This is a genomic window from Nostoc sp. DSM 114159, from assembly GCF_053470285.1.
In genome coordinates, this window is sequence record NZ_JBPFEH010000001.1 from 5,427,461 (window position 1) to 5,450,570 (window position 23,110).

Annotated in this window: 19 protein-coding genes and 1 pseudogene; 10 read left to right on the top strand and 10 right to left on the bottom strand. The window is 40.9% G+C overall.

Annotation, left to right across the window (positions count from 1 at the left end):
• Positions 1-149 precede the first annotated feature (149 nt).
• Together ACR5KR_RS22495 and petH are read right to left on the bottom strand one after the other, a co-directional pair.
• Positions 150-1,436 (bottom strand): homoserine dehydrogenase, encoded by a 1,287-nt coding sequence (locus ACR5KR_RS22495; RefSeq protein WP_448268084.1) that lies wholly within the window; start codon positions 1,434-1,436, stop codon positions 150-152.
• 125 nt (positions 1,437-1,561) lie between these two features.
• The gene (gene petH, locus ACR5KR_RS22500) at positions 1,562-2,908 is read right to left on the bottom strand and encodes a ferredoxin--NADP reductase (RefSeq protein ID WP_445632047.1); all 1,347 of its coding nucleotides are present in this window, start codon (positions 2,906-2,908) and stop codon (positions 1,562-1,564) included.
• 1,218 nt (positions 2,909-4,126) lie between these two features.
• On the opposite strand from petH, the gene ACR5KR_RS22505 reads away from it, so the two are divergent.
• Positions 4,127-5,131 (top strand): phosphoribulokinase, encoded by a 1,005-nt coding sequence (locus ACR5KR_RS22505; RefSeq protein ID WP_445630411.1) that lies wholly within the window; start codon positions 4,127-4,129, stop codon positions 5,129-5,131.
• 260 nt (positions 5,132-5,391) lie between these two features.
• Entirely contained in the window at positions 5,392-6,666 is a 1,275-nt protein-coding gene (gene metK / locus ACR5KR_RS22510; protein WP_322688170.1) for a methionine adenosyltransferase, read from the top strand.
• A gap of 208 nt (positions 6,667-6,874) precedes the next feature.
• Here metK and ACR5KR_RS22515 read toward each other — a convergent pair whose 3' ends face one another.
• Complete coding sequence (locus ACR5KR_RS22515) at positions 6,875-7,837, bottom strand: hypothetical protein (protein WP_445630410.1); 963 nt, start codon at positions 7,835-7,837, stop codon at positions 6,875-6,877.
• Positions 7,838-8,181: 344 nt separating this feature from the next.
• Between ACR5KR_RS22515 and ACR5KR_RS22520 the strand changes: the two genes are divergently transcribed.
• The 4 genes from ACR5KR_RS22520 to ACR5KR_RS22535 all read left to right on the top strand — a co-directional run bounded on the left by ACR5KR_RS22520 (position 8,182) and on the right by ACR5KR_RS22535 (position 12,880).
• Complete coding sequence (locus ACR5KR_RS22520) at positions 8,182-9,630, top strand: sensor histidine kinase (RefSeq protein ID WP_448268085.1); 1,449 nt, start codon at positions 8,182-8,184, stop codon at positions 9,628-9,630.
• Complete coding sequence (locus tag ACR5KR_RS22525) at positions 9,623-10,948, top strand: sigma-54-dependent transcriptional regulator (RefSeq protein WP_448268086.1); 1,326 nt, start codon at positions 9,623-9,625, stop codon at positions 10,946-10,948. The genes ACR5KR_RS22520 and ACR5KR_RS22525 overlap by 8 nt, the downstream gene beginning before the upstream one ends.
• Positions 10,949-11,127: 179 nt before the next feature.
• Complete coding sequence (locus tag ACR5KR_RS22530; protein WP_448268087.1) at positions 11,128-12,522, top strand: RNA polymerase factor sigma-54; 1,395 nt, start codon at positions 11,128-11,130, stop codon at positions 12,520-12,522.
• A 4-nt stretch (positions 12,523-12,526) separates the two neighbouring features.
• Positions 12,527-12,880 carry a hypothetical protein gene (locus tag ACR5KR_RS22535; RefSeq protein ID WP_448268088.1) on the top strand — a complete coding sequence of 118 codons (354 nt, stop codon included), beginning with the start codon at positions 12,527-12,529 and terminating at the stop codon, positions 12,878-12,880.
• Positions 12,881-12,970: 90 nt separating this feature from the next.
• Here ACR5KR_RS22535 and ACR5KR_RS22540 read toward each other — a convergent pair whose 3' ends face one another.
• The 5 genes and pseudogenes from ACR5KR_RS22540 to ACR5KR_RS22560 all read right to left on the bottom strand — a co-directional run bounded on the left by ACR5KR_RS22540 (position 12,971) and on the right by ACR5KR_RS22560 (position 17,732).
• Positions 12,971-14,155 carry an anion transporter gene (locus tag ACR5KR_RS22540; RefSeq protein WP_448268089.1) on the bottom strand — a complete coding sequence of 395 codons (1,185 nt, stop codon included), beginning with the start codon at positions 14,153-14,155 and terminating at the stop codon, positions 12,971-12,973.
• 179 nt (positions 14,156-14,334) lie between these two features.
• Entirely contained in the window at positions 14,335-15,591 is a 1,257-nt protein-coding gene (locus tag ACR5KR_RS22545) for an MFS transporter (protein ID WP_448268090.1), read from the bottom strand.
• Positions 15,592-15,687: 96 nt separating this feature from the next.
• A pseudogene (locus ACR5KR_RS22550) lies at positions 15,688-15,891 on the bottom strand (hypothetical protein); the annotation flags it as partial.
• A 211-nt stretch (positions 15,892-16,102) separates the two neighbouring features.
• Complete coding sequence (locus tag ACR5KR_RS22555; protein WP_094353507.1) at positions 16,103-16,558, bottom strand: pentapeptide repeat-containing protein; 456 nt, start codon at positions 16,556-16,558, stop codon at positions 16,103-16,105.
• Between the two features lie 310 nt (positions 16,559-16,868).
• Positions 16,869-17,732 (bottom strand): alpha/beta fold hydrolase, encoded by an 864-nt coding sequence (locus tag ACR5KR_RS22560; RefSeq protein WP_448268091.1) that lies wholly within the window; start codon positions 17,730-17,732, stop codon positions 16,869-16,871.
• Positions 17,733-17,937: 205 nt separating this feature from the next.
• Between ACR5KR_RS22560 and ACR5KR_RS22565 the strand changes: the two genes are divergently transcribed.
• The 3 genes from ACR5KR_RS22565 to ACR5KR_RS22575 all read left to right on the top strand — a co-directional run bounded on the left by ACR5KR_RS22565 (position 17,938) and on the right by ACR5KR_RS22575 (position 20,534).
• Positions 17,938-18,756, top strand: coding sequence for a DUF1206 domain-containing protein (locus ACR5KR_RS22565; RefSeq protein WP_448268092.1), 819 nt, complete (start codon positions 17,938-17,940; stop codon positions 18,754-18,756).
• A 182-nt stretch (positions 18,757-18,938) separates the two neighbouring features.
• On the top strand, positions 18,939-20,093 hold the full coding sequence (locus ACR5KR_RS22570) for a glycoside hydrolase family 10 protein (RefSeq protein ID WP_448270294.1): 1,155 nt from the start codon (positions 18,939-18,941) through the stop codon (positions 20,091-20,093).
• Between the two features lie 12 nt (positions 20,094-20,105).
• A complete protein-coding gene (locus ACR5KR_RS22575) occupies positions 20,106-20,534 on the top strand; it encodes a DUF2358 domain-containing protein (RefSeq protein WP_445630398.1) in 429 nt (142 codons plus the stop codon).
• 179 nt (positions 20,535-20,713) lie between these two features.
• On the opposite strand, the gene ACR5KR_RS22580 is transcribed toward ACR5KR_RS22575, so the two are convergent.
• The gene (locus ACR5KR_RS22580) at positions 20,714-20,986 is read right to left on the bottom strand and encodes a hypothetical protein (protein ID WP_445630397.1); all 273 of its coding nucleotides are present in this window, start codon (positions 20,984-20,986) and stop codon (positions 20,714-20,716) included.
• Between the two features lie 497 nt (positions 20,987-21,483).
• Here ACR5KR_RS22580 and ACR5KR_RS22585 point away from each other — a divergent pair, with 497 nt between their 5' ends.
• Positions 21,484-21,945 carry a hypothetical protein gene (locus ACR5KR_RS22585; RefSeq protein WP_445630396.1) on the top strand — a complete coding sequence of 154 codons (462 nt, stop codon included), beginning with the start codon at positions 21,484-21,486 and terminating at the stop codon, positions 21,943-21,945.
• A 274-nt stretch (positions 21,946-22,219) separates the two neighbouring features.
• Here ACR5KR_RS22585 and ACR5KR_RS22590 read toward each other — a convergent pair whose 3' ends face one another.
• Positions 22,220-23,023: a prohibitin family protein gene (locus ACR5KR_RS22590; protein WP_445630395.1), complete on the bottom strand. Its 804-nt coding sequence runs from the start codon at positions 23,021-23,023 to the stop codon at positions 22,220-22,222.
• Positions 23,024-23,110 lie beyond the last annotated feature (87 nt).

Genomic DNA, 23,110 nt, shown 5'->3' on the forward strand with positions numbered 1-23,110 from the left:
ATAAACAATTGCCCGAATTTAATATTGCGCTTCTCGCTTGATTGCAATATGGGAGTACAGCAACCACCAATATCCCATTCATAATGAGACATTTAAGGTAATTAAAAATTGGAGCAAAGCAAGTTGACTAGCTTCACTCCCAAATAATCTCAAAGTACACGCAGTAAGCTAGGAATGCTTTCAATCGCTGATAAATTCTGAATTTCTGCCAAAGCTTGCCTAAAATTGCCTTCTGGCACATCATGGGTGACAACCACAATCTCTGCTAGTTCCCCTTGAAAGCCAGTTTGGACAACTGACTCTAAGCTAACGCCATAGTTGCCAAAGCAAGTACCCAATTTACCGATAACTCCGGGTTGGTCATTGGTGAGGAAACGGGCGTAAAATCGAGTTATCAACTCTGCCATCGGTGCAATTTGGCAGTATTCCTGATGCCCACAAGTTAATAATGGATTTGTAACTGCTGTATTAGTTTTGAGGACAGCAACTAAATTCAAAATATCCGACGTGACAGCACTGGCGGTTGCACCAGCACCAGCGCCGGGACCAAAAAACATTACTTGCCCAATAGGTTCTCCTTCGACAAGAATCGCATTATAAACGCCGTTGATGCTAGCCAAAGGATGGGCTTGCGGTACTAAAGTAGGATGAACTCTGACAGAGAGGGAGGACGAGTGAGTATCACGTTTAGCGATCGCTAACAATTTAATCACAAATCCCAATTTTTCGGCGTAGGCAATATCTGTTTTGCTCACTTGCCGAATCCCCTCAGTATAAACATCTTGGAGGTTGATGCGTCCTCCGAAACCTAATGATGCCAGGATGGCAATTTTATCAGCTGCGTCTAAGCCATCTACATCGGCTGTGGGGTCAGCCTCAGCATAACCCAAACGTTGGGCATCAGCTAAAACATCATTAAAGTTACTGCCTTCTGTTTGCATCCGCGTCAGGATGTAGTTTGTTGTACCGTTAACGATACCCGTTACAGTATGAATTCGGTTAACACTTAAAGATTGCTTTAGAGGTTGAATCACTGGAATACCACCACCCACAGCAGCTTCTAGCATGACGTATACGCCAGCTTGATTGGCAGTTGTGAAAATTTCTGCTCCGAAGCGGGCGATCGCTGCTTTATTGGCTGTTACTACATGCTTACCATTACTTAAAGCTTTGAGAATGAGCGATCGCGCCGGCTCCAGCCCACCCATCACCTCGACAACTATATCTACCGCCGGATCGTTGACAATTGATTCTAAATCTGTAGTTAAAACTTCTGTAGACAATTCTACTGTACGGGGTTTCTCTAGCGATCGAACTCCCACCCGATAAATTTCTATCTCTTGCAACAATGGGTGACGCCCAGCACTATCTTGCAACAACTGCACTGTTCCCGTTCCCACAGTGCCTAATCCCAGTATTCCTAGTTTCACACCCACAATTTTTGCACCCGATTTCACCAATAACAATTGTAGGTAGAGCGTTTGCCCTACCTACTGATTATCCTGCTTCCTTTGTCATTTGTCCTTTGTCCTTTGCTAATGACAAATGACTAATGACTAATTTAGTATGTTTCTACGTGCCAGCGATGAGCTTTCTTAAGTTGCTTCTGGTAATCACTCCAGGTTACGCCTTCTTTGGCAGCAGCAGTAGTTAAGGCTGCATCAATACCTTCTTCCATACCTCGCAAACCGCAGATGTAGGTGTGGGTTTTTTCGTTTTTAATCAACTGCCACAATTCATCAGCATGTTCTGCTACGCGGTCTTGGATGTACATTCTACCGCCTTGAGGATTTTTTTGTTCGCGGCTAATGGCAGGAGTCAGGCGGAAGTTATCAGGATATTTTTGTTCGATTTCTTCCAGTTCTTCCTTATATAAAAGGTTTGGAGTTGTCGGCACACCAAATATTAGCCAAGAGAATCCTTTAAATTGGTATTCTGGGTTAGCTGCTCTTTCCGCATCTTTAAACTGACGCCACAGATAAGCTCGCATGGGGGCAATACCTGTTCCGGTTGCCATCATGATGACATTAGCATCAGGGTCATCGGGTAACAACATTTCCTTACCCACGGGCCCGGTAATTTTTACATCTGCTCCTGGTTCTAGGAAACACAGGTGTGTAGAACAAACACCGTAAACTGTTTCGCCAGTTTCTGGGTGCTTATATTCTAATTGGCGGACGCACAGTGATACTGTCTTATCATCCACATCATCGCCATGACGAGTTGAGGCGATGGAATAGAGTCTAAGTTTTTCTGGCTTGCCGTTCTTGTCTAATCCTGGTGGAATAATCCCAATACTTTGACCTTCTATATACTTCAAATCCCCGGCGGAAATGTCAAATTTGAGGTGTTGAACAATACCAATACCACCTTCTTTGACTAGGGGTTCATTAGATATTACTTTGCCAATAAACGGAGCATTGGGACGGTAAGTGTTAACAGGAACGTCACCGTGGTCTTTTTTGGCTTTCGCTTGAGTCATGGTGTTGCCTTTCTTGTCCTTGTTCTTGAGCTGTTCTTCAGCTGATGATTTAGCGAGGCCTTTGGCTTCACTACCAGCATTTACAGGTGTGGCTTTACCATTCCCTTCACTGTCAGCAGTTTCCCCAGATGTTGCTAACTCGCTGACAACGCTTGTAGCATTCCCAAGTGAGGCTTTACCATTAACTGGCTCTAGAGCAGTTACGGGTTGGATGCTAACAATTGTGCCGCCTAGACGAGTGATACGTCGCATTTCTTGATTCATGCGGTTGTAAGGCACTCTGATGAACACACTGCCACTTTTCCGAATTGGGTAGTTAGTTTGGTCGGTTTCTTCACTCTGACGCAAACCCACTACTTCATAAAGGAAGATGCGGCTACCTAATTCTGTGTTGGCAGCACCCTCAACAGCACCTTGATTGTACATTCGTTCTACCACTCCGATAATTTACTTAACCGTTTTTCAAAAAAAACTATTCCCCTACCTTGCCAGCTTTAGTTTACCGGATTTTCGTTTCACAAAACTGGAGAAAGAAGGAAAAACGGCATCATTAAATTAATGCCTTGCTAAGTACACTCACCAAAGACATGCAGGCATAGCAAAAAACACACCTGTTCACCTTCTAAGGTAAAGGATAAGTCTTGTGGAGAATGTTAATAATGAATCAATTTAATCTTTTTTTCGTTAACTACCACCCCCATTAGGGAGATAGCTTTTTACCTTAGTACCCTACGATCGACTCACAATCTGACAATAGTATATATTCTCGGAGGGTTACTTCGATCGCCGGAAGCTACCGCTTGAAGTAACCCTCCACAAGCTTCCCTTGTGCTTGCTTACTCCAGGGGTTGAAATCGGAGAATGTCAAGAAAGGAAGGTTTTCTTCCGATTGGTTTTACTTCTCCAAATCTACTACTCTTCTGGAATGTTGTTAGCTATCTTCATTACCTATCTATGGACAATTACATAACTAGGACAACTCCAGCCACAAATATCACGAGATAGACAATCATAATTTCAGCAACTGTAATTAGTTTCACTTGATGTGAAAAATCTGTCAACCTTGCATCAGTACTTTGCCATAACGTCAACGCTTCTATATGAGCATATTCATAAATTTACAGCCAATAATTTGGGTAATGCAAGTTATTTCCTCATTCGTTGGATAGATTTTTGCTTTGAGTAGATTAAGTATTGTCGAGTAATAATTACAATTTAGGAACATTAGAAAATTTGCGGCAATAATAAATTATACCTTATACTCTTGATTCTATAGAGTCACAAGTAGCAGACTGATAAAGGTGCAACACTGATGGGTAGTAACGATCCCCATTTTTAAATTAACAACTAAATTAACAAAAAAATGATTGAGTAACTACGTTAATTCTTCTTGAGAGCAAGCTTGTATGGGATACCCCCTTCTGTTAAAATCAAATATATCACTAGGATTAAATACTTACCGGCACCAACATTCAGGCTAGTCCGACGAGTAGCAACTTAATTACTTTGTTGTCTACTTGCTTGGTGTCTTATAGATGTGCTAGGTAGCAAGAACGCAGGATAAACCAAAGGGGTAAACTCCTGGCTTCAAAATCTGCTGTGTGAAAAATTATTGACACAACTTTAGTATTTTAGAGGAGATTTATGACAAGTAAGCCGGAACGCGTGGTACTGATTGGAGTAGCCGGAGACTCTGGTTGCGGTAAATCTACGTTTTTGCGTCGTTTGAGCGATTTGTTTGGTGAAGAGTTAATGACAGTCATCTGCTTGGATGACTATCACTCGCTGGACCGCAAACAGCGCAAAGAAACGGGGATAACGGCACTAGACCCCAGAGCAAACAATTTTGACCTGATGTATGAGCAAATTAAAGCGCTCAAAAGTGGTCAAGCGATTGATAAGCCGATTTACAACCACGAAACCGGCTTGATCGATCCGCCAGAGCGGATAGAGCCGAATCATATTATAGTTGTTGAAGGGCTGCATCCTTTATATGATGAGCGGGTGCGATCGCTAATCGACTTCAGTGTTTATTTTGACATTAGCGATGAGGTCAAAATTGCCTGGAAAATCCAGCGAGATATGGCTGAACGCGGTCATCGCTACGAAGATGTGTTAGCACAAATCAATTCCCGCAAACCTGACTTTGATAAATTTATCGAACCACAAAGAGAATTTGCTGATGTGGTTCTCCAGGTATTGCCCACAAACTTGATCAAAAATGATACAGAACGTAGAGTCTTGCGGGTACGTATGCTCCAGCGGGAAGGTAAGGAAGGCTTCGATCCAACTTACTTATTTGATGAAGGGTCAACAATCAATTGGACTCCCTGTGGACGCAAGCTGACCTGTTCTTATCCTGGTATGCAACTATACTACGGTTCAGATGTTTACTACGGTCGCTATGTCTCAGTACTAGAGGTGGATGGTCAATTTGACAACTTGGAAGAAGTCATTTATATCGAAACCCATCTCAGCAATACATCCACCAAATATCAGGGTGAATTGACTCACTTGTTACTCCAGCACCGCGAGTATCCAGGTTCCAATAATGGTACTGGTTTCTTCCAAGTGCTTACAGGTTTGAAAATGCGTGCTGCTTATGAGCGGTTGACAGCTACGGAAGCAAAGTTAGCGATTCAGGTTTAAAGCAGCAGTGTTTGTGTCAAAGCTTGTGGGAGCGCTTCCGGGTGCTCCTTTTTTTGTGTTATTAAATACATTTAAAATAAAAAGTAATTAGCATACATTTATCTTACTTACGGATATTTACCTTATAGTTAGTGGTTTTTATCAATATCAAGAAGATACTAACGACTGAAGTATAAATATTGTTATGATTTCAGAAATTAGTAGTTGAACTAAATACCCACATTTAGTCAACGAAAAAACTCTTGATGGAGGAATTTCTTTTGTCTCGTCGATATTTATTTACCTCTGAGTCAGTCACCGAAGGTCATCCAGATAAAATCTGCGATCAGATTTCTGATACTATTCTAGATGCCCTATTGACACAAGATCCGAGCAGTCGTGTCGCGGCTGAAGTCGTAGTTAATACTGGTTTGGTGCTAATCACTGGTGAAATAACCACCAAAGCTAATGTAAATTTCGTCAATCTCGCCCGGAAAAAAATTGCTGAAATTGGTTATACCAATGCTGACAATGGCTTTTCTGCTAACAGTACCAGCGTTCTGCTGGCTTTAGACGAACAATCACCCGATATTGCCCAAGGCGTTAACACCGCCCAAGAAACCCGCGAACAAGATAGTGATGAACAATTCGATAAAATTGGTGCGGGCGATCAAGGTATAATGTTCGGTTTTGCCAGCAATGAAACACCAGAACTGACACCATTGCCCATCAGTCTCGCCCACCGTATTGCTCGCCGATTGGCAGCAGTCCGTAAAACAGGTGAACTGTCATACCTGCGTCCTGACGGTAAAACCCAAGTAACTGTGGTTTACGAAGATGGACGCCCAGTAGGTATTGATACGATTCTAATTTCCACTCAGCATACAGCCAGTATTGGGGAAATTACGGATGAGGCGGCGGTACAAGCCAAAATTAAACAAGACCTCTGGTCAGCAGTGGTTGAACCTGTTTTTGGCGACATTGACGTTAAACCCAATCAGGAAACACGTTTTTTAGTCAACCCCACTGGCAAATTTGTCGTTGGTGGTCCTCAAGGAGACTCTGGTCTTACAGGACGAAAAATAATCGTTGATACCTACGGTGGCTATTCACGACATGGTGGCGGCGCATTTTCTGGCAAAGACCCCACGAAAGTAGACCGTTCTGCTGCTTATGCGGCTCGCTATGTAGCGAAAAATATTGTCGCCGCTGGGTTGGCAGAAAAAGTTGAAATCCAGCTATCTTATGCCATAGGTGTAGCGCGGCCTACAAGTATCCTAGTAGATACCTTTGGCACTGGCAAAGTGGATGAAGAAACCTTACTGGAATTAATCAACAAGCACTTTGAACTCCGTCCAGCAGGGATTATTCATACCTTCAACTTACGGAACTTACCAAGTGAACGAGGCGGACGTTTTTATCAGGACGTCGCGGCTTACGGTCATTTTGGGCGGGCTGATTTAGACTTGCCTTGGGAACAGACCGATAAAGCCGAATTGTTGAAGCAAGCAGCAAATGAGTCACTTTCGGCAGCAGTTGCTCAGGCAGTAACTTAAACTTATAGGCTACTACAAAAACTTAGTTTATCTACGTGAGGGTATTGGCAACTTAACAAGTTAGCAATACCCTCATTTTTTTGCTAGCCACCTGAATATCCACAAGCAAAACTACTACCAATACGGTTCGGTTAAAGGGGAAAGGGTAAAGGGGAAAGGTTTTGAATACATCCTTTACCCTTATGCAAATTAGATGTTTTTTAGCTGATTACGGATCGATGATGGTTTTTGGTTGCAAAGATACAGATTGCCCATTAACTGACAATGCTGTAGCTTCTAAAATCTGGCCGTAACGATTGCGAGTACCGAATCCTTTGGCTTGAATTGTGTTTTTGATGTTCGCCATACTGGTTAGCTGTTCGCCTACATGGGGTGGGAACTTGACAATAGTGCCATTAGAGATAATAACGCCGTTAATTTCTCCTCGATGTCCCACCAACCAATTCTGAGGAGTTCCCTGTGCAGATAAGGTACTGTAGTTGCTCAAGCTGGGTGGTTGGGGGGCGGTTGTGGGAGGTTGTTCGACTAAAGTCTGTCCAGTTTGAGAATTGGTGATGCTTTTGGCTCTCACTTCCTGTCCAAAGCGAGTGGAAAAGCCAGGATCGCCAAAAATGCTCACTTTCGTGTTTGGGGTAATTATCCGCACTAAACTGTCCGCCATCTGGGGAGGAAATTTCACCTGTAGCCCGTTATTGAGTAATAGCCCATCCACCTTACCTTCAGGGTTGAGAAGATACTGTTTTACCTCTCCAGTGAAAGTGGTTCCGGCTGTGGGGGGTAATTGTGTCGGGGGTGCTGGGGGAATATCTAGAGGATTAGGATTGGCTAAATTGGCACTTGGGAAATTAGCTTCTAGCGATCGCCCGCTTGGTGTAGCATTACTAGCAAAAGTATTGTATGTCCAAAAACCGAAAAGTGCGATCGCGGCTCCGATGCCGCCACTAGTTAAAATTAACTTTAACTTGCGTTGGCGATCGCGCTCTCGGATTTGCTTGGCTTGAATCTGCTGTATTGCTTGTTGAATCATCTCTGGAGGAATTTGTACTTCTGCTCCAGCCTGCATAATTTCTTCTAAAGAATAATCCTGATTTTCTTGGGCATACAACTGAGCCGCTAGAGCGAAAACATCGGGAGCAATTTCTTTCGGAATGCGAACTTTAGAGTTATTCATCTACTTTAATTCAATTTAATCCCTAACTAGAACTGTAAGAGTGCAAAACTCGTGCCATAGATACAAGACACTCGTTAGCTAGTAAGGCAGGATGAAAATTAAAGAGGGAACAGGGAACGGGCAACAGGGAACAAAATGTAATGTATGGTGATTTAAAACCAACACATAACTTGCTACTTGATAGTTGTAGGGGTCTCTTACTCCCTCCAGGCACAGAAAATAGGAAAAACTATTCCCTGTTCCCTATTGCCTATTGCCTGTTCCCTATTCCCTATTCCCTTCTTAAATGAGCAACTGGAATTTGGCATAGTTTTTGCACTTCTAGAAGTTCTAACCCTTATTCCATGCAACCTATTGTGTTATCTCAACGTTGGACACTCCGGCGACAGCTAACAATCCTCAGCATCCTTTTTTTAGGTTTAAGTGGAGCTGCTTTATGGTTAGTGGTACAACTATTTGAAAGTCTGGAAGGTGCTGTTGTTGCCAGAAATCAGAGAGAATTAGCTTTTGCCAACACCAGACTAATTAAGCTGTTTTGGGAATCAAATATTGGGCAAACACCAAAGCCAGGTAAGCCGTTGGCGGAACTTTCAAACGATGCCCTAACTGTTTTCCCAAGGGTAGAAGGCGGATTTTATCTGCTGCAACAAGACCAGCTTTTAGGCTATGCCTATCCTACCCACGGGGGTCCTGTCCCCAAAAAAGATATTCCTCCTGTTGAGCGAGACACAATTTTGCAATTGACTCGGAGAGCCACAAGCCAAGGTTTACCCCAGGAATTAGTATTACACCCCGGTCTGGATATCTTGGTACTGCGTGCTGACCCTCTACCTCTGTGGGGAGCAGTGTGGACGATGAAACGTATGCCTCATCTAGAAGATAGCAATCAAAAAGTTTTAAGTGTTTTCGTAGTTTTAGGAATTTTAGTTGTAGGAGTTTGGACTTTTTATATTGCCTTACAACTTCAGTGGGGAGTGCAGCGACTCCAGCAAAGTATTAAAGCAATGGAAGAGGATAAAGCTTCGCTAATTCCGCCGCTACCCGCAGAAATGGGACTGTTGGGAACTGCAATTAATAGTATGCAATACCATCGCCAAGAGTTAGAGCAGCGCTTGCACCGAGTTGAGCGCTTGGCTTCTCTGGGACAACTGGTAGCGGGGGTAGCTCATGAAGTCCGCAATCCCTTAGCTAGTATGCGCCTCAATTTGCAATATACAGAACGGCAATTAAAAAAGCAAGGAATTACGACTTTACCGATCGCTAGTTTACTAGAACAAGTAGACCGTTTAGAGATGTTGGTGCGACGGCTATTGTATTTTGACCAAAATCAGCAAGAAGAAATGGTAACAACTTCCCTAGAAGCGATCGCTTTTGAATCAGTTTCTCTATTACGTCTCAAAGCCGAAGAACAGGGAGTAACACTTTTTTATCGCTCTGCTGCTGAACCTTTGCCCCAAGTACCACTACGCCACCGGGAGTTAGGACAGGTGATGGTTAACTTAATCTTAAATGCCATCCAAGCAAGTCCACCAGCAAGCGAAGTTGAGGTTGGTGTCAGCCAAGAGCAAAACTACTTAGTGACTTGGGTAAAAGACACTGGTGCAGGTTTAGCACCAGAAGAACGCGATCGCATTTTCGATCCTTTTTATTCTACAAAACCCCAAGGAACAGGTTTAGGTTTAGCAATTAGCCACGAGATTGTCACCCGACACGGAGGGCATATTGATTTTAAATCTCAACCGGGTTGCACCGTTTTTAGCGTTTACTTACCGAAGAATCATAACGATGGCTAAAATTTTGATTATTGATGATGAAAAAGCCTTGCGTCAAGCGATGGCACAGATTTTAAAAGATGAAGGCCACGACGTAATAGAAGCGGGAGACGGAGAGCAAGGACTGAAGATAATTCAACAAAATACCACATCTCGTCCTGACTTGGTATTTCTAGATTTGAAAATGCCCAAAACTCAGGGTAATGCTGTTCTGAAAACTTTAGGTAGCAAAACGTTATTTGAACTGCCAGTAATTGTAATGACAGCTTATGGAACAAGTCGTACAGCCATTGAAGCTATGCAGTTGGGAGCTTATGATTATTTAACTAAACCCTTCGATTTAGAAGATTTAGTCAACTTGGCGCAAAAAGCTTTAGCTCATTCCCAAGCAGCCGCCGAGCAAATTGGTGAAGCAAATATTCAAAATCTCGGACAACCAGAAGAACTGTTGGGGCGATCGCCTAAAATGGCAGAAGTTTTTAAACTCATTGGTAGACTTGCCCAAGGAAACACCACAGTTTTGATTGTCGGCGAATCAGGTACTGGCAAAGAGTTGGTCGCTTCCACACTGCATAATGCTAGCCCTCGCAGTCGCGGCCCTTTAGTAAAAGTTAACTGTGCAGCCCTCCCAGAACATTTATTAGAAGCAGAATTATTCGGTCACGAAAAAGGAGCCTTCACTGGAGCGAATCACTTGCGAATTGGTCGCTTTGAACAAGCCAATGGCGGCACAATTTTTCTCGATGAAGTCGGAGAATTGAGCCAGATAATTCAAGGGAAATTGTTGCGAGTATTACAAGATAAATCCTTCGAGCGCTTGGGTAGTAACCAAACCAAAACTGTAGATGTCCGCATTTTAGCTGCCACCAATCGGAATTTAGAACAATTGGTACGCCTCAATCAGTTTCGAGAAGACCTTTATTATCGCTTCAATGTAGTACGAATTGAACTGCCACCTTTGCGCGATCGCCCCGAAGATTTAGAACAACTTACGCAACATTTTTTAAGTTCTATTGCTCTCAGAAATGGAATTAAAAATCTAGCAATCACCTCAGCCGCCCTAGAAAAACTGAGAGGTTACGGTTGGCCCGGAAACGTGCGAGAACTACAAAATACTTTAGAGAGAGCAGCAGTTTTTTCTGGAGGAAGAACCATTCTTTCAGAGCATCTCATTTTTAATCAAGAATATCAGATGAATTTGAACTTAGAACAAGCGATCGCTCAGTTAGAAATAAACTTTATCCGTCATGCTTTAACACTTTATCCCCAAGAACCCCACAAAGCATTAGGAATTTCTGTCGAAAGCTTTGAACAAAAAAAGAAACAATGGAATTTATAGCAAAAACTTTCAACTTCTCGTTTCTTGGCTCTGCCAAGGAATGGCTTTGGCGAGGCTCCGCCTCCTTGGACTATAGGCAGAGCCTATAGATGGGCATTCCCATGCAGAGCATCGGAACGAGATAAAACTCCTAACTCCTAACTCCTAACTCTTAACTCCTAACTCTTAACTCCTAACCAATGAATTCCTTAAACTCAGCATCTACACTAGAAACCCACTTAGAAACTCAAACTGTTATTTACCCAACTCTACAGTATTTAGTTCGCTTTTTGCCGTGGAATGGTAAACGAGTATTCGATCATCTTCGAGAAGAATGTAAACACAATCCATTTATAATAGAAAATTCTGATTTCCATAACAGCGAAGTACTTTTAGACGATATTAAACCTAATTGGTACAGTCCCATCGCCCAGGAATTAAGCCTAAGTGAGCATCTTCTCGGACAAATATCAGTTTTATCAATCCCATCAAGACAACGTAAAGCCTTAACCTATCTAACTCAGTGGTTATCAAACTCTGGTTACTTACAAGAAACTCCAGAAGTTTGGGCAGATGGTAGTATCTGGAGTGCAAAAGAACTAGAGGCTGTAGTGCCTATTCTCCAAAGTTTAGATCCACCTGGAATTGGTACGCGAACCCTACAAGAATGTCTGTTAGTACAACTTAAAGACCAGCCTGAAAGCCTAGCTTTTTTACTAGTTAAAAATTATTTAGAAGACATAGCAAACTGTATTGGCAATACTTCCGAGTCAAAGCAAAATTATCAAGTACTATTACAAAAATTGAACCAAAATATTAATGTTGACATCGAGAAAATCACCAATGCTATTCATGAAATTCAAGAATTAGAACCCCGTCCTGCCAGAAACTTCGGCTGTTGCGACGCTCCCATCGTCACCCCCGATTTAAAAGTTGAGCTAATAGCTGGAAGTTGGCAAATTTCTTTAGCTTATGAAGTCAAACAACGTTTTTGTCTGAATTCCGAAGCCATTAAGCTTTTGCAGGAATCACCAAAATCAAGGCGAGATACCCAACAATTAGAAGCATTATTACAAAAAGCTAGAAATTTACTCACAGCTTTGCAACAATGGCAGGAAAATCTGCTCAAAGTTGGGAAATTTTTAGTTGAGCGTCAGCAAGTTTTTTTGCAGAGTCGGGATAAATTAGACTTAGTATCTACCCCTCAGCAATTAGTAGCTCAATCGGTGGGACTTAGTAACTCTACAGTCAGCCGGATTGTGCGGGGACGGTATATATTAGTTTGCAATCAACACAGTCAGATAATTCCGTTGCATTCACTATGTGTTCCTGTAGGAGTAGGCGGACGTACTCCTCAACAAATTCAACAGATGCTATTACAGTTAATTGCAGAAGAATCATCCGCCAATCCTTATACTGATGAGCAATTAACCCAGCTTTTGAAAATTCAATTTTGTCTGCCAATCACTCGCAGAACAGTCACAAAATACCGTAAAATTGCCGGAATAAAGTCATCACATCAGCGCAAGTTGACTGATAAAAAGATGGGAAGCAAGAGCAAGAAGCAAGGAAGTCTCTTGAAATATCAAAGTTGAGCCTTTGAACCTGAACATTGCGGCTTTAAACCTAAACGTTGAGCCTTTGAAGGTGAACGTTGCGGCTTTAAACCTGAACATTGCGGCTTTGAGCCTGAACATTGCGGCTTTAAACCGGAACGTTGCGGCTTTAAACCGGAACGTTGCGGCTTTGAAGGTGAACATTGCGGCTTTGAGCCTGAACGTTGCGGCTTTGAGCCTAAACGTTGCGGCTTTGAAACTAAACGTTGTGGCTTTGAAACTAAACGTTGTGGCTTTGAACCTAAACGTTGCGGCTTTGAACCTGGAAGTTGCACCTTTGAGCCTGAACGTTGCACCTTTGAGTCTGGAAGTTGCACCTTTGAACCTGAAATTTTAAGTTTGATTGTTGACAAATGACAAATGACAAATGACAAATGACAAATAACAAATGACAAATGACAAATGACAAATGACAAATGACAAATGACTAAATCCAAAAATAAGCCAGGATAAGAGTCACGACAGTTAACGGTAGACCAAAACGCAAATGTTCCCAGAATGACAACTGATAACCAAGTTTTGCAACAGCCTCAGCAACAATTAAATTGGCAACTGAACCTAACAAAGTTAAATTACCAGCTAAAGTAGATCCTGCTGCTAATAGTAACCAGGTTTTCGTGTCTGGATGGGGAATTAAATGTTGTAGTAATAATACTGCTGGAACATTAGAAACTAAATTTGAAAGCAAAGCAGTAATTCCTAATATGCTCAAGGGATTATAAACTAAACCGCTAAATAAATTCAATATTCCTAATTTTTCTACTCCAGCAGTCACAACAAATAGTCCAGAAAACATCACCAGTAAATCCCAATCTACTTTATTTAAAACTCGTTGCGGTTTGATTCGCCTAGTAATGAACAGTAAACCAGCAGCTATAAGTGTTGCTTGGGCTGGGGGTATCCCAATTAAGAATGCAATTAATAGTCCTCCAGTTATCAATAGGCTTTTAGTAAGCAACGGTTTAAATATGCGGTAACGCACGGGGGTTGCACTCGCACAAGATTTAGTAGAACGCACATCAGGATAAAGCCACCACAGTAACCCAATTTGGATTAACAAACTTACTAATGCGATGGGAGTCAATGCTTTTGCAAAATCGAGATAGCTGATACCAGAGAAGGAACCAATCAGAATATTTTGTGGATTGCCACTTAAGGTAGCTACTGAACCCAGATTAGTTGCTCCCGCCAAAGCAAGTAAGTAAGGAATCGGATTGAGGTTCAAAGTTTGGGTTAAACCAAGAACCAAAGGAGTCAAAATTAGAGCGATGGTATCATTCAGAAAAAAAGCCGAGAGCATTCCACTGCCGAAAGTTAAAACAATTAGCAAACCTAAAGGGCTGCGGGTGAAGTGTGTAACTGTATCAAGGGTTAATTGGAAAAAACCAGCGTAAGCTAAGTTTGTACTGATTACCATCATCCCAAACAGGAAAATCAGCGTTTTATAATCTATCGCTTGCCATGCTTCTTTGAGGTCTAATACCCCAAATGCCATCAGCAAAGATGCACCAACTAAAGCAATACTGGCTCGGTTCATCCGCAAGCCAGGGAGATATCCTAAACCCAAACCGATATAAGTCAGTCCAATGATGATGTATCTGAAAACAATCATGATTTCGCTATATTCTTTTGATTAAGTAGTCATTGGTCATTAGTCATTGGTCATTGGATTTTAGTGCATACCTCGCCCCTTGTGGGTGGAAAAACTTTGTCTTTCATGGGGCTAATTCAAGCTGTGTTAAAGAGCGGGCGTGGTTTCTATTGGACTAATGACAATAACTAATGACTGCCCTAAGCGGTTTGATGTGATGATTTTCTATTAACTCCTGTTTTTGTTTCAGGTACACAGAACCAAAAAACTGCTAAAGCCACAACTGCGATCGCTGCTAAAATCAAAAAACCAACATTGTAACCAGCACTTTTAACCACAAATCCAGCCAGCACGTTGCTCAAACCCGCACCAATGCCAATAGCAGTATTGAGCATTCCTTGGGTAACATTAAAACGTCCCGTGCCTTTAGTCAAATCAGCTACCATTAACACCGAAAGCACACCAAAAATCCCGCCTGCAATACCATCCAGAATTTGCACAGAAACGAGAAAATAGGGATTGCCTGAAAACGTATACAGCACTCCTCGAATCGGTAAGACGGCAAAGCCCAGCAAAAATATGGGTTTTCGGGCTGTATGTGCAAAACGCCCAGCCAAGTTAGACACTGGAATCATCACTAATTGAGCGACAATGATACAAGCAGACATATAAACTGTGTCACTTGTGCCTTTACCCTGTGCCAATTCTTGACCAACTAGCGGTAACATAGCAGCATTGGCAAAGTGAAACAAAACTACTGCAATACTAAAGAATAAGATTTGGCGATCGCTCAATAATTGCAATATGCCTTCATGGTGCTGTTGATGTTCTTCTTTATCTTCCTCTTCGCCCTCTTCTCCATCTCCACGCGCTAATTCGTGGTCAATCTCTCTGTCACGAATCATCCTCACTGAAATAATACTGCCCACAGCCATAGCTGCAACCAAGAAAAATATTGCCTTGCGGGCAATGAAGTAACCTGCTAAACCAGCGAGAGTAGCAGCTAGCAGATTTCCCGTATGGTTAAATGTTTCATTACGACCTACCCGCCGATCTAATCTCTCATGTCCTACGAGTCCCAGAGTAATAGCAGTAATCGCAGGTGGAAAAATCGCAGCAGCAATCCCAATCATAATCTGAGAGCCAATGACAACAGGCAAGTTGGGGAACAAACCCATAGCAATAGAGCCGATAGAAACAAACACAGCCGCCAGTACAATCAACATCCGTTTTTGACGTAGCCTGTCAACCAATGCACCAGCTGGTGTTTGGGCAATAACTGTGGCAATTGCCGAAGCTGACATCGCCAATCCAATTTGAGCCGGGTTCCAATTTGCTGAGGCTTTCAGGTAAATACTCAGATATGGCCCAACACCATCGCGCACATCTGCGAGAAACACATTCAAGTAATCAAGCGATCGCAAACTCTTCTTACTCGGTCTTCGCTCTTTTTGCATAAGTCTTTAGTGGTATTTTGTGAGCAACGGAGAGGTCACAATACTCTTATGCAAAAATCGTGCCAAATCAATCTGAGTTTTCACGTCATGTAGAAAAGCCAACGGAAAACCTAACCCCCCAGCCCCCTTCCCTACAAGGGAAGGGGGAGAAATCAAAGCCTCTCTCCTTGTAGGGGAGAGGTTGGGAGAGGGGTTTTCCATATCCCGTGAAAAGTCAGCCAAATCAATGGGCATCTGGGGAGAAAACCTTCTTTGTGCATCTGATGGGAAATCACAAAGATTTTCAGATTTTAATTGCACTTTTTTGTGTGGATATCAGTGCGATCGCAAAAAGAAACCCCCTCTGCTTTTGCCATAGTAAAGTTATTACAACGCAAAGGGGATTTCATTTTGATTAATATTTTTGTAGAGGCAGGTTTTAAGGATAATTCTGGCAAAAAACTAGTTTATTTGATTTAAAACCCGCCAAAACCTATATTGTATTGATTTCTACTTGTGTACTCAGTTGAGTCTATTTCCAATCAGGAATTTCAGCGTCTTCACCACCAATCCCGATTCCAGTGTTAAATATTTCTGCATCAGTAAGATTTAGATCGTTCATTGATGCTTGATACACATTAGAATCGTGAATCGTAGCCCGAGTAAAATTTACTCCGTTGAGATTAACTTGCTTTAAATTCACATTGGTTACATAAGCAGATGTTAGGTTAGCACCTGCTAAGTTTGCACCAGTTAAGTCAGCACCTTCGAGGTTAGCTCCTACAAGGTTAGCTCCTTGAAGCTTCGAGCCTCTTAAGTCAGCACCAATTAAATGAGCGCCACTGAGGTTAGCTCCTGATAGTTCGCACTTAACACATTCCCCAGTTGAAAGCAGCTTTTGTAAATCTTGTGGATTCTCGGCTCTAACCGAGCTAGCGAAAAATAGGGGTGTTGCTAAGGCCATGGCCGCTAATAGCTGGAGTTTCATAAATTTTCCCCCTTAATAATCAAGTTGCGTCCGTTCTGTCCCTCACAACTCTATTATCTCACTAAACTTCGTGAGGTCAATGTCTCTTGTGACAATCTATCTCCTGACAAGTTAGTTGCGATCTGAAACCCAGATAAAAGTAATGTCAAAAATGCCATTAATTCGGAATTTTTGGCAATTTTTACCGAATAATTCCTCAAAAACGCCCCCTCTTAAATTACTATTAAATCTTGAAAAATGAAAAGCTGGCGCTATCCCTATAGCTAATTTTATGAGTATTTATACTTTATTTATCAATTGATAGTTTAGCTTAAGTCTTCAGAAATTCTCGCATATACTGATTAACCAATTTTGGCTGTTCTTGCTGCACCCAATGGCCACAATTAGGAATGTACTTGATTTGAAAATCCCTGACATAAGCTGTGGTGTCATAGGTTAGTTCCTTGCCAAGTGCAGGGTCATTTTCTCCCCAAATCATCAGTGTTGGCACTTCCAGAACGCTCCTATTTGGATTTACCATTTTCTGTTGAAAAATATTGCGGTAGTAGTTCAACATTGCTGTGAGGGCACCGCGTTTTGCAGCAGCATTTTTATAAGTGTCAATATCCGCTTTGGTGAAAGCACTCTTGTTAACTGCCATACTTTTAAAAGCTGTTTCAATAGCTTGGTAGTCTGAAGACTGTAAAAGTAATTCTGGTATCCACGGTAGTTGAAAGAAAAATACGTAGTTGCTACGTAGCAACTGTTGGGGAGTGCGTAACCCTTGAGCAAATTTGGCAGGATGAGGCAGGTTAAGAATAATTAATTGTTCTAACATTTCGGGGTGAGTGTATGCGAAATTCCAAGCGATCGCACCACCCCAATCATGCCCAACTAATACACACTTTTCGTATCCTAATCCTCTAATTACTCCCTCAACATCTTTGATAAATTCATCCATGACATAAGCTGATTGCTCATTTGGCTTATCACTATCGTTGTAGCCACGCAAGTCAACGGCGACAACTTTAAAATTTTGGGCAAATTCTGGTATTTGATGCCGCCAAGAGTACCAAAACTCAGGAAACCCATGCAACATCAAAATTAAGGGCCCTTCACCTTGGGTAACGTAGTGTAGTTTTACCCCATTGGTAGTTATATATTCGTGTGTCCAAGAAGTTTCTATTAAAGGCATAATTAATCCAAATTAAGCATTAAAAAACACTAAATAATAATACTGTACTTCATGACTGTAATATTATTTTGAGCAGTCTCACATCTATTAAAAGACAGTATTAAGATAGTGAGTTTTTGCAAAAATATTAGACAATTTGCCTTGGGATAGATGTGAATCATGGGTAAATCTTGGTAAAAGGTAGATATAATTATCTCCAACTACCATGACACAACAGTTGACAAACCATGCTTCATTGTGGGTTGAGCGACTGGGACGATTTGGCTATGTTTCCAAGGGAGTAGTTTACGGTATAGTTGGATTACTGGCAGCACAGGCGGCTTTTGGCAGGGGTGGTAAAACAACTGATACCCAAGGCGCTCTCCAAACAATCGTCAACCAGCCATTTGGTAAGTTTTTGCTGGCTTTAGTTGCAATTGGGCTAATTGGATACGTAATCTGGCGTTTTGTACAGGCAATTAAAGACCCAGAAAATAAAGGTAACGATGCCAAAGGTTTGGCAGTGCGAATTAGTTACGCAGTTAATGGCTTGATTTATGCAAGTTTAGCCTTAAGTGCGGTGAAAATTGTTATGGGTACAGGCAGCGCTAAAAATAGTAGTGATTCTACTGAAGATTCGACAGCACGTTTGCTTTCTCAACCCTTTGGTGAATGGTTAGTTGGAACTGTGGGAGTGTTTGTAATTGCTCTAGGTTTTTATCAGTTTTATCAAGCTTTTAGTGGTAAATTTCGTAAAGAACTCAATTTAACTGAGTTAAGCAACACACAAGCCCAATGGGTAATGAGAATTTCCAGATTTGGTTTAGCGGCACGGGGTATAGTGTTTTGCATTATTGGTTGGTTTTTAATTGAAGCTGCAAGGCAATCGAACGCCGCTACCGCCGAAGGTTTAGATGAAGTATTACAGACGCTAGCTCAACAGCCTTATGGAGCATGGCTTTTAGGTATTGTGGCACTAGGTTTGGTTGCCTATGGGATTTACACAATAATACAGGCGCGGTATCGTCGGCTAGTCAATGTTTAGATGGTGCAGTGCCAAGAATTTCAATCAAACAGAATTCAGAAGTCAGGAGTCAGAATTAAGAATTAATTCTGTACGATTGGCAGACGAATAATCTGGTTTAAAACCCCTACAAAACAATAAAATTTGGCCCACTAATTGCTTCTGACTCCTGAATTGTGACTCCTGAATTCTTCTTCAAAGAAATGGCAATAATAGAAACTCGTGGTATTTGGTTGACTACTACTGATAGTCAAGTTCTCAGGTCAAAGGAAAGCATTGCTGAAGCGATGGATTTTCTGGCTGAGACAGGATTTAATGTGGTGTTTCCTGTTGTTTGGAATAAGGCGGTAACTCTGTATCCCAGTCAAATAATGCAGCAGACATTTGGAGTCGAAATTGACCCGATGTCTGTAGGCCGCGACCCTTTAGAAGAGGTGATAGTTGAGGCGCGGCGAGTCGGATTGAAAGTCATTCCTTGGTTTGAATACGGTTTTGCCAGTTCTTACAATTTAAATGGTGGCGTACTTTTACAGAAAAAACCAGAATGGGCTGCGCGTGATTTTAATGGCAACTTATTGAAGAAAAACGGCTTTGAGTGGTTGAATGCCCTCGACTCACAGGTGCAGGAATTCTTCTTGAACTTGGTATTGGAAGTTGTAAAGAATTATGATGTAGATGGGGTTCAAGGAGACGATCGCTTCCCTGCATTCCCGTGTGAAGGTGGCTATGATGAGTTAACTGTCAGCCGCTATCGCCAGGAATTTGATCGCAATCCGCCAGAGAACCCCAAGGATAGGCAATGGTTACAGTGGCGTGCAGATATTCTCACTGAATTTTTGGCGCGTCTCTACCGGGAAGTGAAAGGGGTGAATCCTAATTTATTAGTAGCGATCGCACCTAATATCTATGATTGGGCATTTCAGGAATATCTGCAAGATTCACCCACATGGCTGAAACGGGGAATAGTTGATCTGATTCAGCCGCAGATTTATCGCCGTGACTTTAGGAGTTATTGTGCGATCGTTGATAAACTAGTAAACCAGCAGTTTACAGATACAACACTGCCCAAGTTAGCACCGGGAATACTGATGAAGCTTGGCTCTTACTGTATTAGTGCAGAATATATGGTGCAGACAATTGAATACAATCGTCAACTTGGCATTCAAGGAGAGGTATTCTTTTTTTACGAAGGTTTGCACGAGAATAACAATGCCCTTGCTAAAGTTTTGCGAAATGGGCCTTATGCTAAGTCTGCATCATTTCCTACTCTGTCAGATTTGAGTGCAGGTGGTGTGAGTCACAAGAGGACATCTTCTATTTGGTTAGGAGTGGAAAATTTGTTAAAAAAGATTTTTTAAGGGAAAAGGCGCGTGGAATATAAATTGCCAGTGGAAAAGGTAATTAATACTTTAAAAGAAGATTTACCGACACTTTTTGAAAAAGATATTTCCTATGACATTTATACACAGGATATCTATTTTAAAGACCCTGTAAATACATTCAAATACAAATTTAACTATCGCATTATATTTTGGACTTTACGATTTCACGCGCGGCTATTTTTTACTCATATTTACTTTGATGTACATGAAGTTTATCAGTCAGCCGAAAACACGATTTTAGCAAAGTGGACGGTGCGGGGAGTGTTGCGCGTTCCCTGGAAAGCAGGGTTGCTTTTTAATGGCTATTCAACGTATAAACTCAATCAAGATAATTTGATATACGAGCATATCGATACCTGGGATAGAAAGCCAAGAGAGATTTTACAACAGTTTTGGCAAAGACAAGGAAACAGCTAGTTAGCTATTATATAATCGACATCATATCAAATTGCTACGGTATGCTTTAGTCATTCGCTCACAAGGTACTGTTATCGATAAATTTCAGCATCAACTTTGTGAGCTTTCTTATCAATAGCCTCCCACTTTTAAAACATCCTCTAAGATCGAGTTAGAAATGAATTAATTTTTTTGAATTATTACGAACCTTGTAAAATGTCATTTATTGAACTTATACTCTGTTTTATTAAGTCTGTCATAGAAGTTCTTAATAATTCCAAATTTACTGTTGAAAAATTGAGTAGTCCCCAAGAATATAATAGGCTTGAAATACCAATAAATAAAGCTAATATTCTCCCAAAACAACCAGGATTTATTTCAATAAAAGCTAATTTAGATTGACCTATTACAGCAATCGTTATAAAAACAATTCCTACTATTAAAAAAGTGCTGTTTGGAGTGAAATCTGTCATTTTTCGATTAAAATATCTCAGCATTTTTATTGTAGCTATTATTAGTCAAAATTTCTGCTTCTGCTATATGCAAAAATATAAAAATTTTGCAACTCAACATTCACACCAACCTAATAAGCCTCTGGCTATTGCAGTATTGGTATTGGAACTTATGGTGTGCTATAATCTATAAAGATATATTTTGATTTAAAAACTTATTGAGCAATAAATAAAGTTGATTGCCTCAATTATGTATCAATTTTTCTATCTTACTCAGATATTCAAGGAAAAACCTAAATTCTGCAAGAAGCGAACTACCTGATGTGTCTCTAGCAGAAATTCAGATATCGTGAAGTGGCAGTTTATTTAAACTCAATTTTGCTCTTGACGATTTTGCTGAAACTATGCAGTGGTAAAACTTTCAGCATCAAAAAACCAAAATATCATAACTCCTGTACTAGACGTTGATTTAGTTTATATATTAAACTACCTTAAGACTATAGGAATAGTGGGTTTTTATGGAAAGCGTCCAAAGCGTTAGTCAAGAGTTGAATGGAACAAGAGACACAGCACTAGAGCAATTACAAAAGTCTACTCCAGCAGAGTTCAAAAAAGACATTTTTAAAAAACTTAGAGGTGGATTTTTTGTAGTACTAGGATATTTATTATCACCGCTATGCTGGTGGAATGACCTACTATTCAATCTGCCAATAGCTTATGCTTTTGGGTATGTATGTAGTTTTCTTTCTCCAAAATTGCTTCTACCTTGTTCAATTATCGGATATTGGCTCTCTAACATTGTAGGAATTCTCTTGATGCAATTTGGTTCTAAGGACATTTTTCAAAATGAACCTCAAGAACATAACCTCAAAAAAGAATTGCTCACAGGTTTAATCTCTTCAACACTTTATACCCTGTTGATTATACTATTGCTCCAGTTGAAGATTCTTGATTCTCCCATTTTATTCTCCAACAGTTAATTTAGTTTATCACCTTTATACAAGGGAATTGATAGTATGGGCGCACTTCTATACGTCCATGCTATATCTATAGCAATTCGATTTGTTTTCTGAATTTCTTTGACAACTTGTTGTTGGTCTTTTAGGATCTTACTATTAGATAAGTTCCTTATCTCCAAATTTAATATTTTTGATTTACGAAGATTAATACTGATTTAACCAAAATGTAAGTCAGGCATTCGATGTTTCTGAGTCTCAGGATGGATAGTTAATCAGCAAACAAAAATATTAATTTTCAATCAAATTTTAAAAATTCACTTAAATTCAACAATTTTGGAGCCTCCTTACTTACAATTAATGGCAGCTTCCCATTCCATTTTTCTATTGCTTGCCTTTGCAGAATTTCTGGAGTTAAACCATCACGTAATAATCTGTGCATCTCAGCTTCTCCTTTGGCTAAATTAACTTTTGCTTCAGCCTCTTTTGTTGCTTTCAGTGCTATGAACTCTGCTCGTTTTGCTTCTTGTTCAGCAATCTGCTTTGCCTCTACTGCCTCACCAAACCGTTCAGAAAAATGGACATGAACTAGAGAAATATCATTAACTGCAACGTGATAGCTACCCAATCGTGTGGACAACGCATTATCTACTCCACTTTTGATTTCTCCTCGTTTAGTAATAATTTCTTCGGCAGTATATTTTGCTATTACTGCTTTTAGCACTTCTTCAACAGCTGGGTTAATAATCCGAATAACTACATTTTGTTCATCTCCAATTTCTTGAAAAATGGCATTTGCTTCCTGGGGAATAATATGCCAATTGAGAGCTATATCAGCGAAAACATTTTGTAAATCTTTGGAAGAAGCCTCAGTGGAAATTTCCTGTTTTTGGACTCTAACACTCAACTTTGTCACAGTATTGACTATAGGAATAATTAAGTGAAGTCCTTCTCCTAATATCTGGTTTTGTACTTCACCAAATTTCATTAATACACCACGTTCTCCTGCATTTACAATCACACAAGGTGTCAGGAATAGAGTTATCAGGAACAAAAGAGCGGTCAGTTTACCGGCACTGTTGAAATTTGTAAATTTTATCATCTGTGTGAACCATGTATGCATCTTGTATAGAGACACATATTTTAGGAGCTATAAGCTTCTTTCCGTCATGATTTTAGCTCGACTTTA

What these genes read in the sequence shown, in the direction of transcription:
- petH (WP_445632047.1), bottom strand. Translation starts at nt 2,908, where the DNA reads ATGTACAATCAAGGTGCTGTTGAGGGTGCTGCCAACACAGAATTAGGT.
- ACR5KR_RS22505 (WP_445630411.1), top strand. Translation starts at nt 4,127, where the DNA reads ATGACAAGTAAGCCGGAACGCGTGGTACTGATTGGAGTAGCCGGAGAC.
- ACR5KR_RS22515 (WP_445630410.1), bottom strand. Translation starts at nt 7,837, where the DNA reads ATGAATAACTCTAAAGTTCGCATTCCGAAAGAAATTGCTCCCGATGTT.
- ACR5KR_RS22520 (WP_448268085.1), top strand. Translation starts at nt 8,182, where the DNA reads ATGCAACCTATTGTGTTATCTCAACGTTGGACACTCCGGCGACAGCTA.
- ACR5KR_RS22525 (WP_448268086.1), top strand. Translation starts at nt 9,623, where the DNA reads ATGGCTAAAATTTTGATTATTGATGATGAAAAAGCCTTGCGTCAAGCG.
- ACR5KR_RS22530 (WP_448268087.1), top strand. Translation starts at nt 11,128, where the DNA reads ATGAATTCCTTAAACTCAGCATCTACACTAGAAACCCACTTAGAAACT.
- ACR5KR_RS22540 (WP_448268089.1), bottom strand. Translation starts at nt 14,155, where the DNA reads ATGATTGTTTTCAGATACATCATCATTGGACTGACTTATATCGGTTTG.
- ACR5KR_RS22545 (WP_448268090.1), bottom strand. Translation starts at nt 15,591, where the DNA reads ATGCAAAAAGAGCGAAGACCGAGTAAGAAGAGTTTGCGATCGCTTGAT.
- ACR5KR_RS22555 (WP_094353507.1), bottom strand. Translation starts at nt 16,558, where the DNA reads ATGAAACTCCAGCTATTAGCGGCCATGGCCTTAGCAACACCCCTATTT.
- ACR5KR_RS22560 (WP_448268091.1), bottom strand. Translation starts at nt 17,732, where the DNA reads ATGCCTTTAATAGAAACTTCTTGGACACACGAATATATAACTACCAAT.
- ACR5KR_RS22565 (WP_448268092.1), top strand. Translation starts at nt 17,938, where the DNA reads ATGACACAACAGTTGACAAACCATGCTTCATTGTGGGTTGAGCGACTG.
- ACR5KR_RS22570 (WP_448270294.1), top strand. Translation starts at nt 18,939, where the DNA reads ATGGCAATAATAGAAACTCGTGGTATTTGGTTGACTACTACTGATAGT.
- ACR5KR_RS22580 (WP_445630397.1), bottom strand. Translation starts at nt 20,986, where the DNA reads ATGACAGATTTCACTCCAAACAGCACTTTTTTAATAGTAGGAATTGTT.
- ACR5KR_RS22585 (WP_445630396.1), top strand. Translation starts at nt 21,484, where the DNA reads ATGGAAAGCGTCCAAAGCGTTAGTCAAGAGTTGAATGGAACAAGAGAC.
- ACR5KR_RS22590 (WP_445630395.1), bottom strand. Translation starts at nt 23,023, where the DNA reads ATGATAAAATTTACAAATTTCAACAGTGCCGGTAAACTGACCGCTCTT.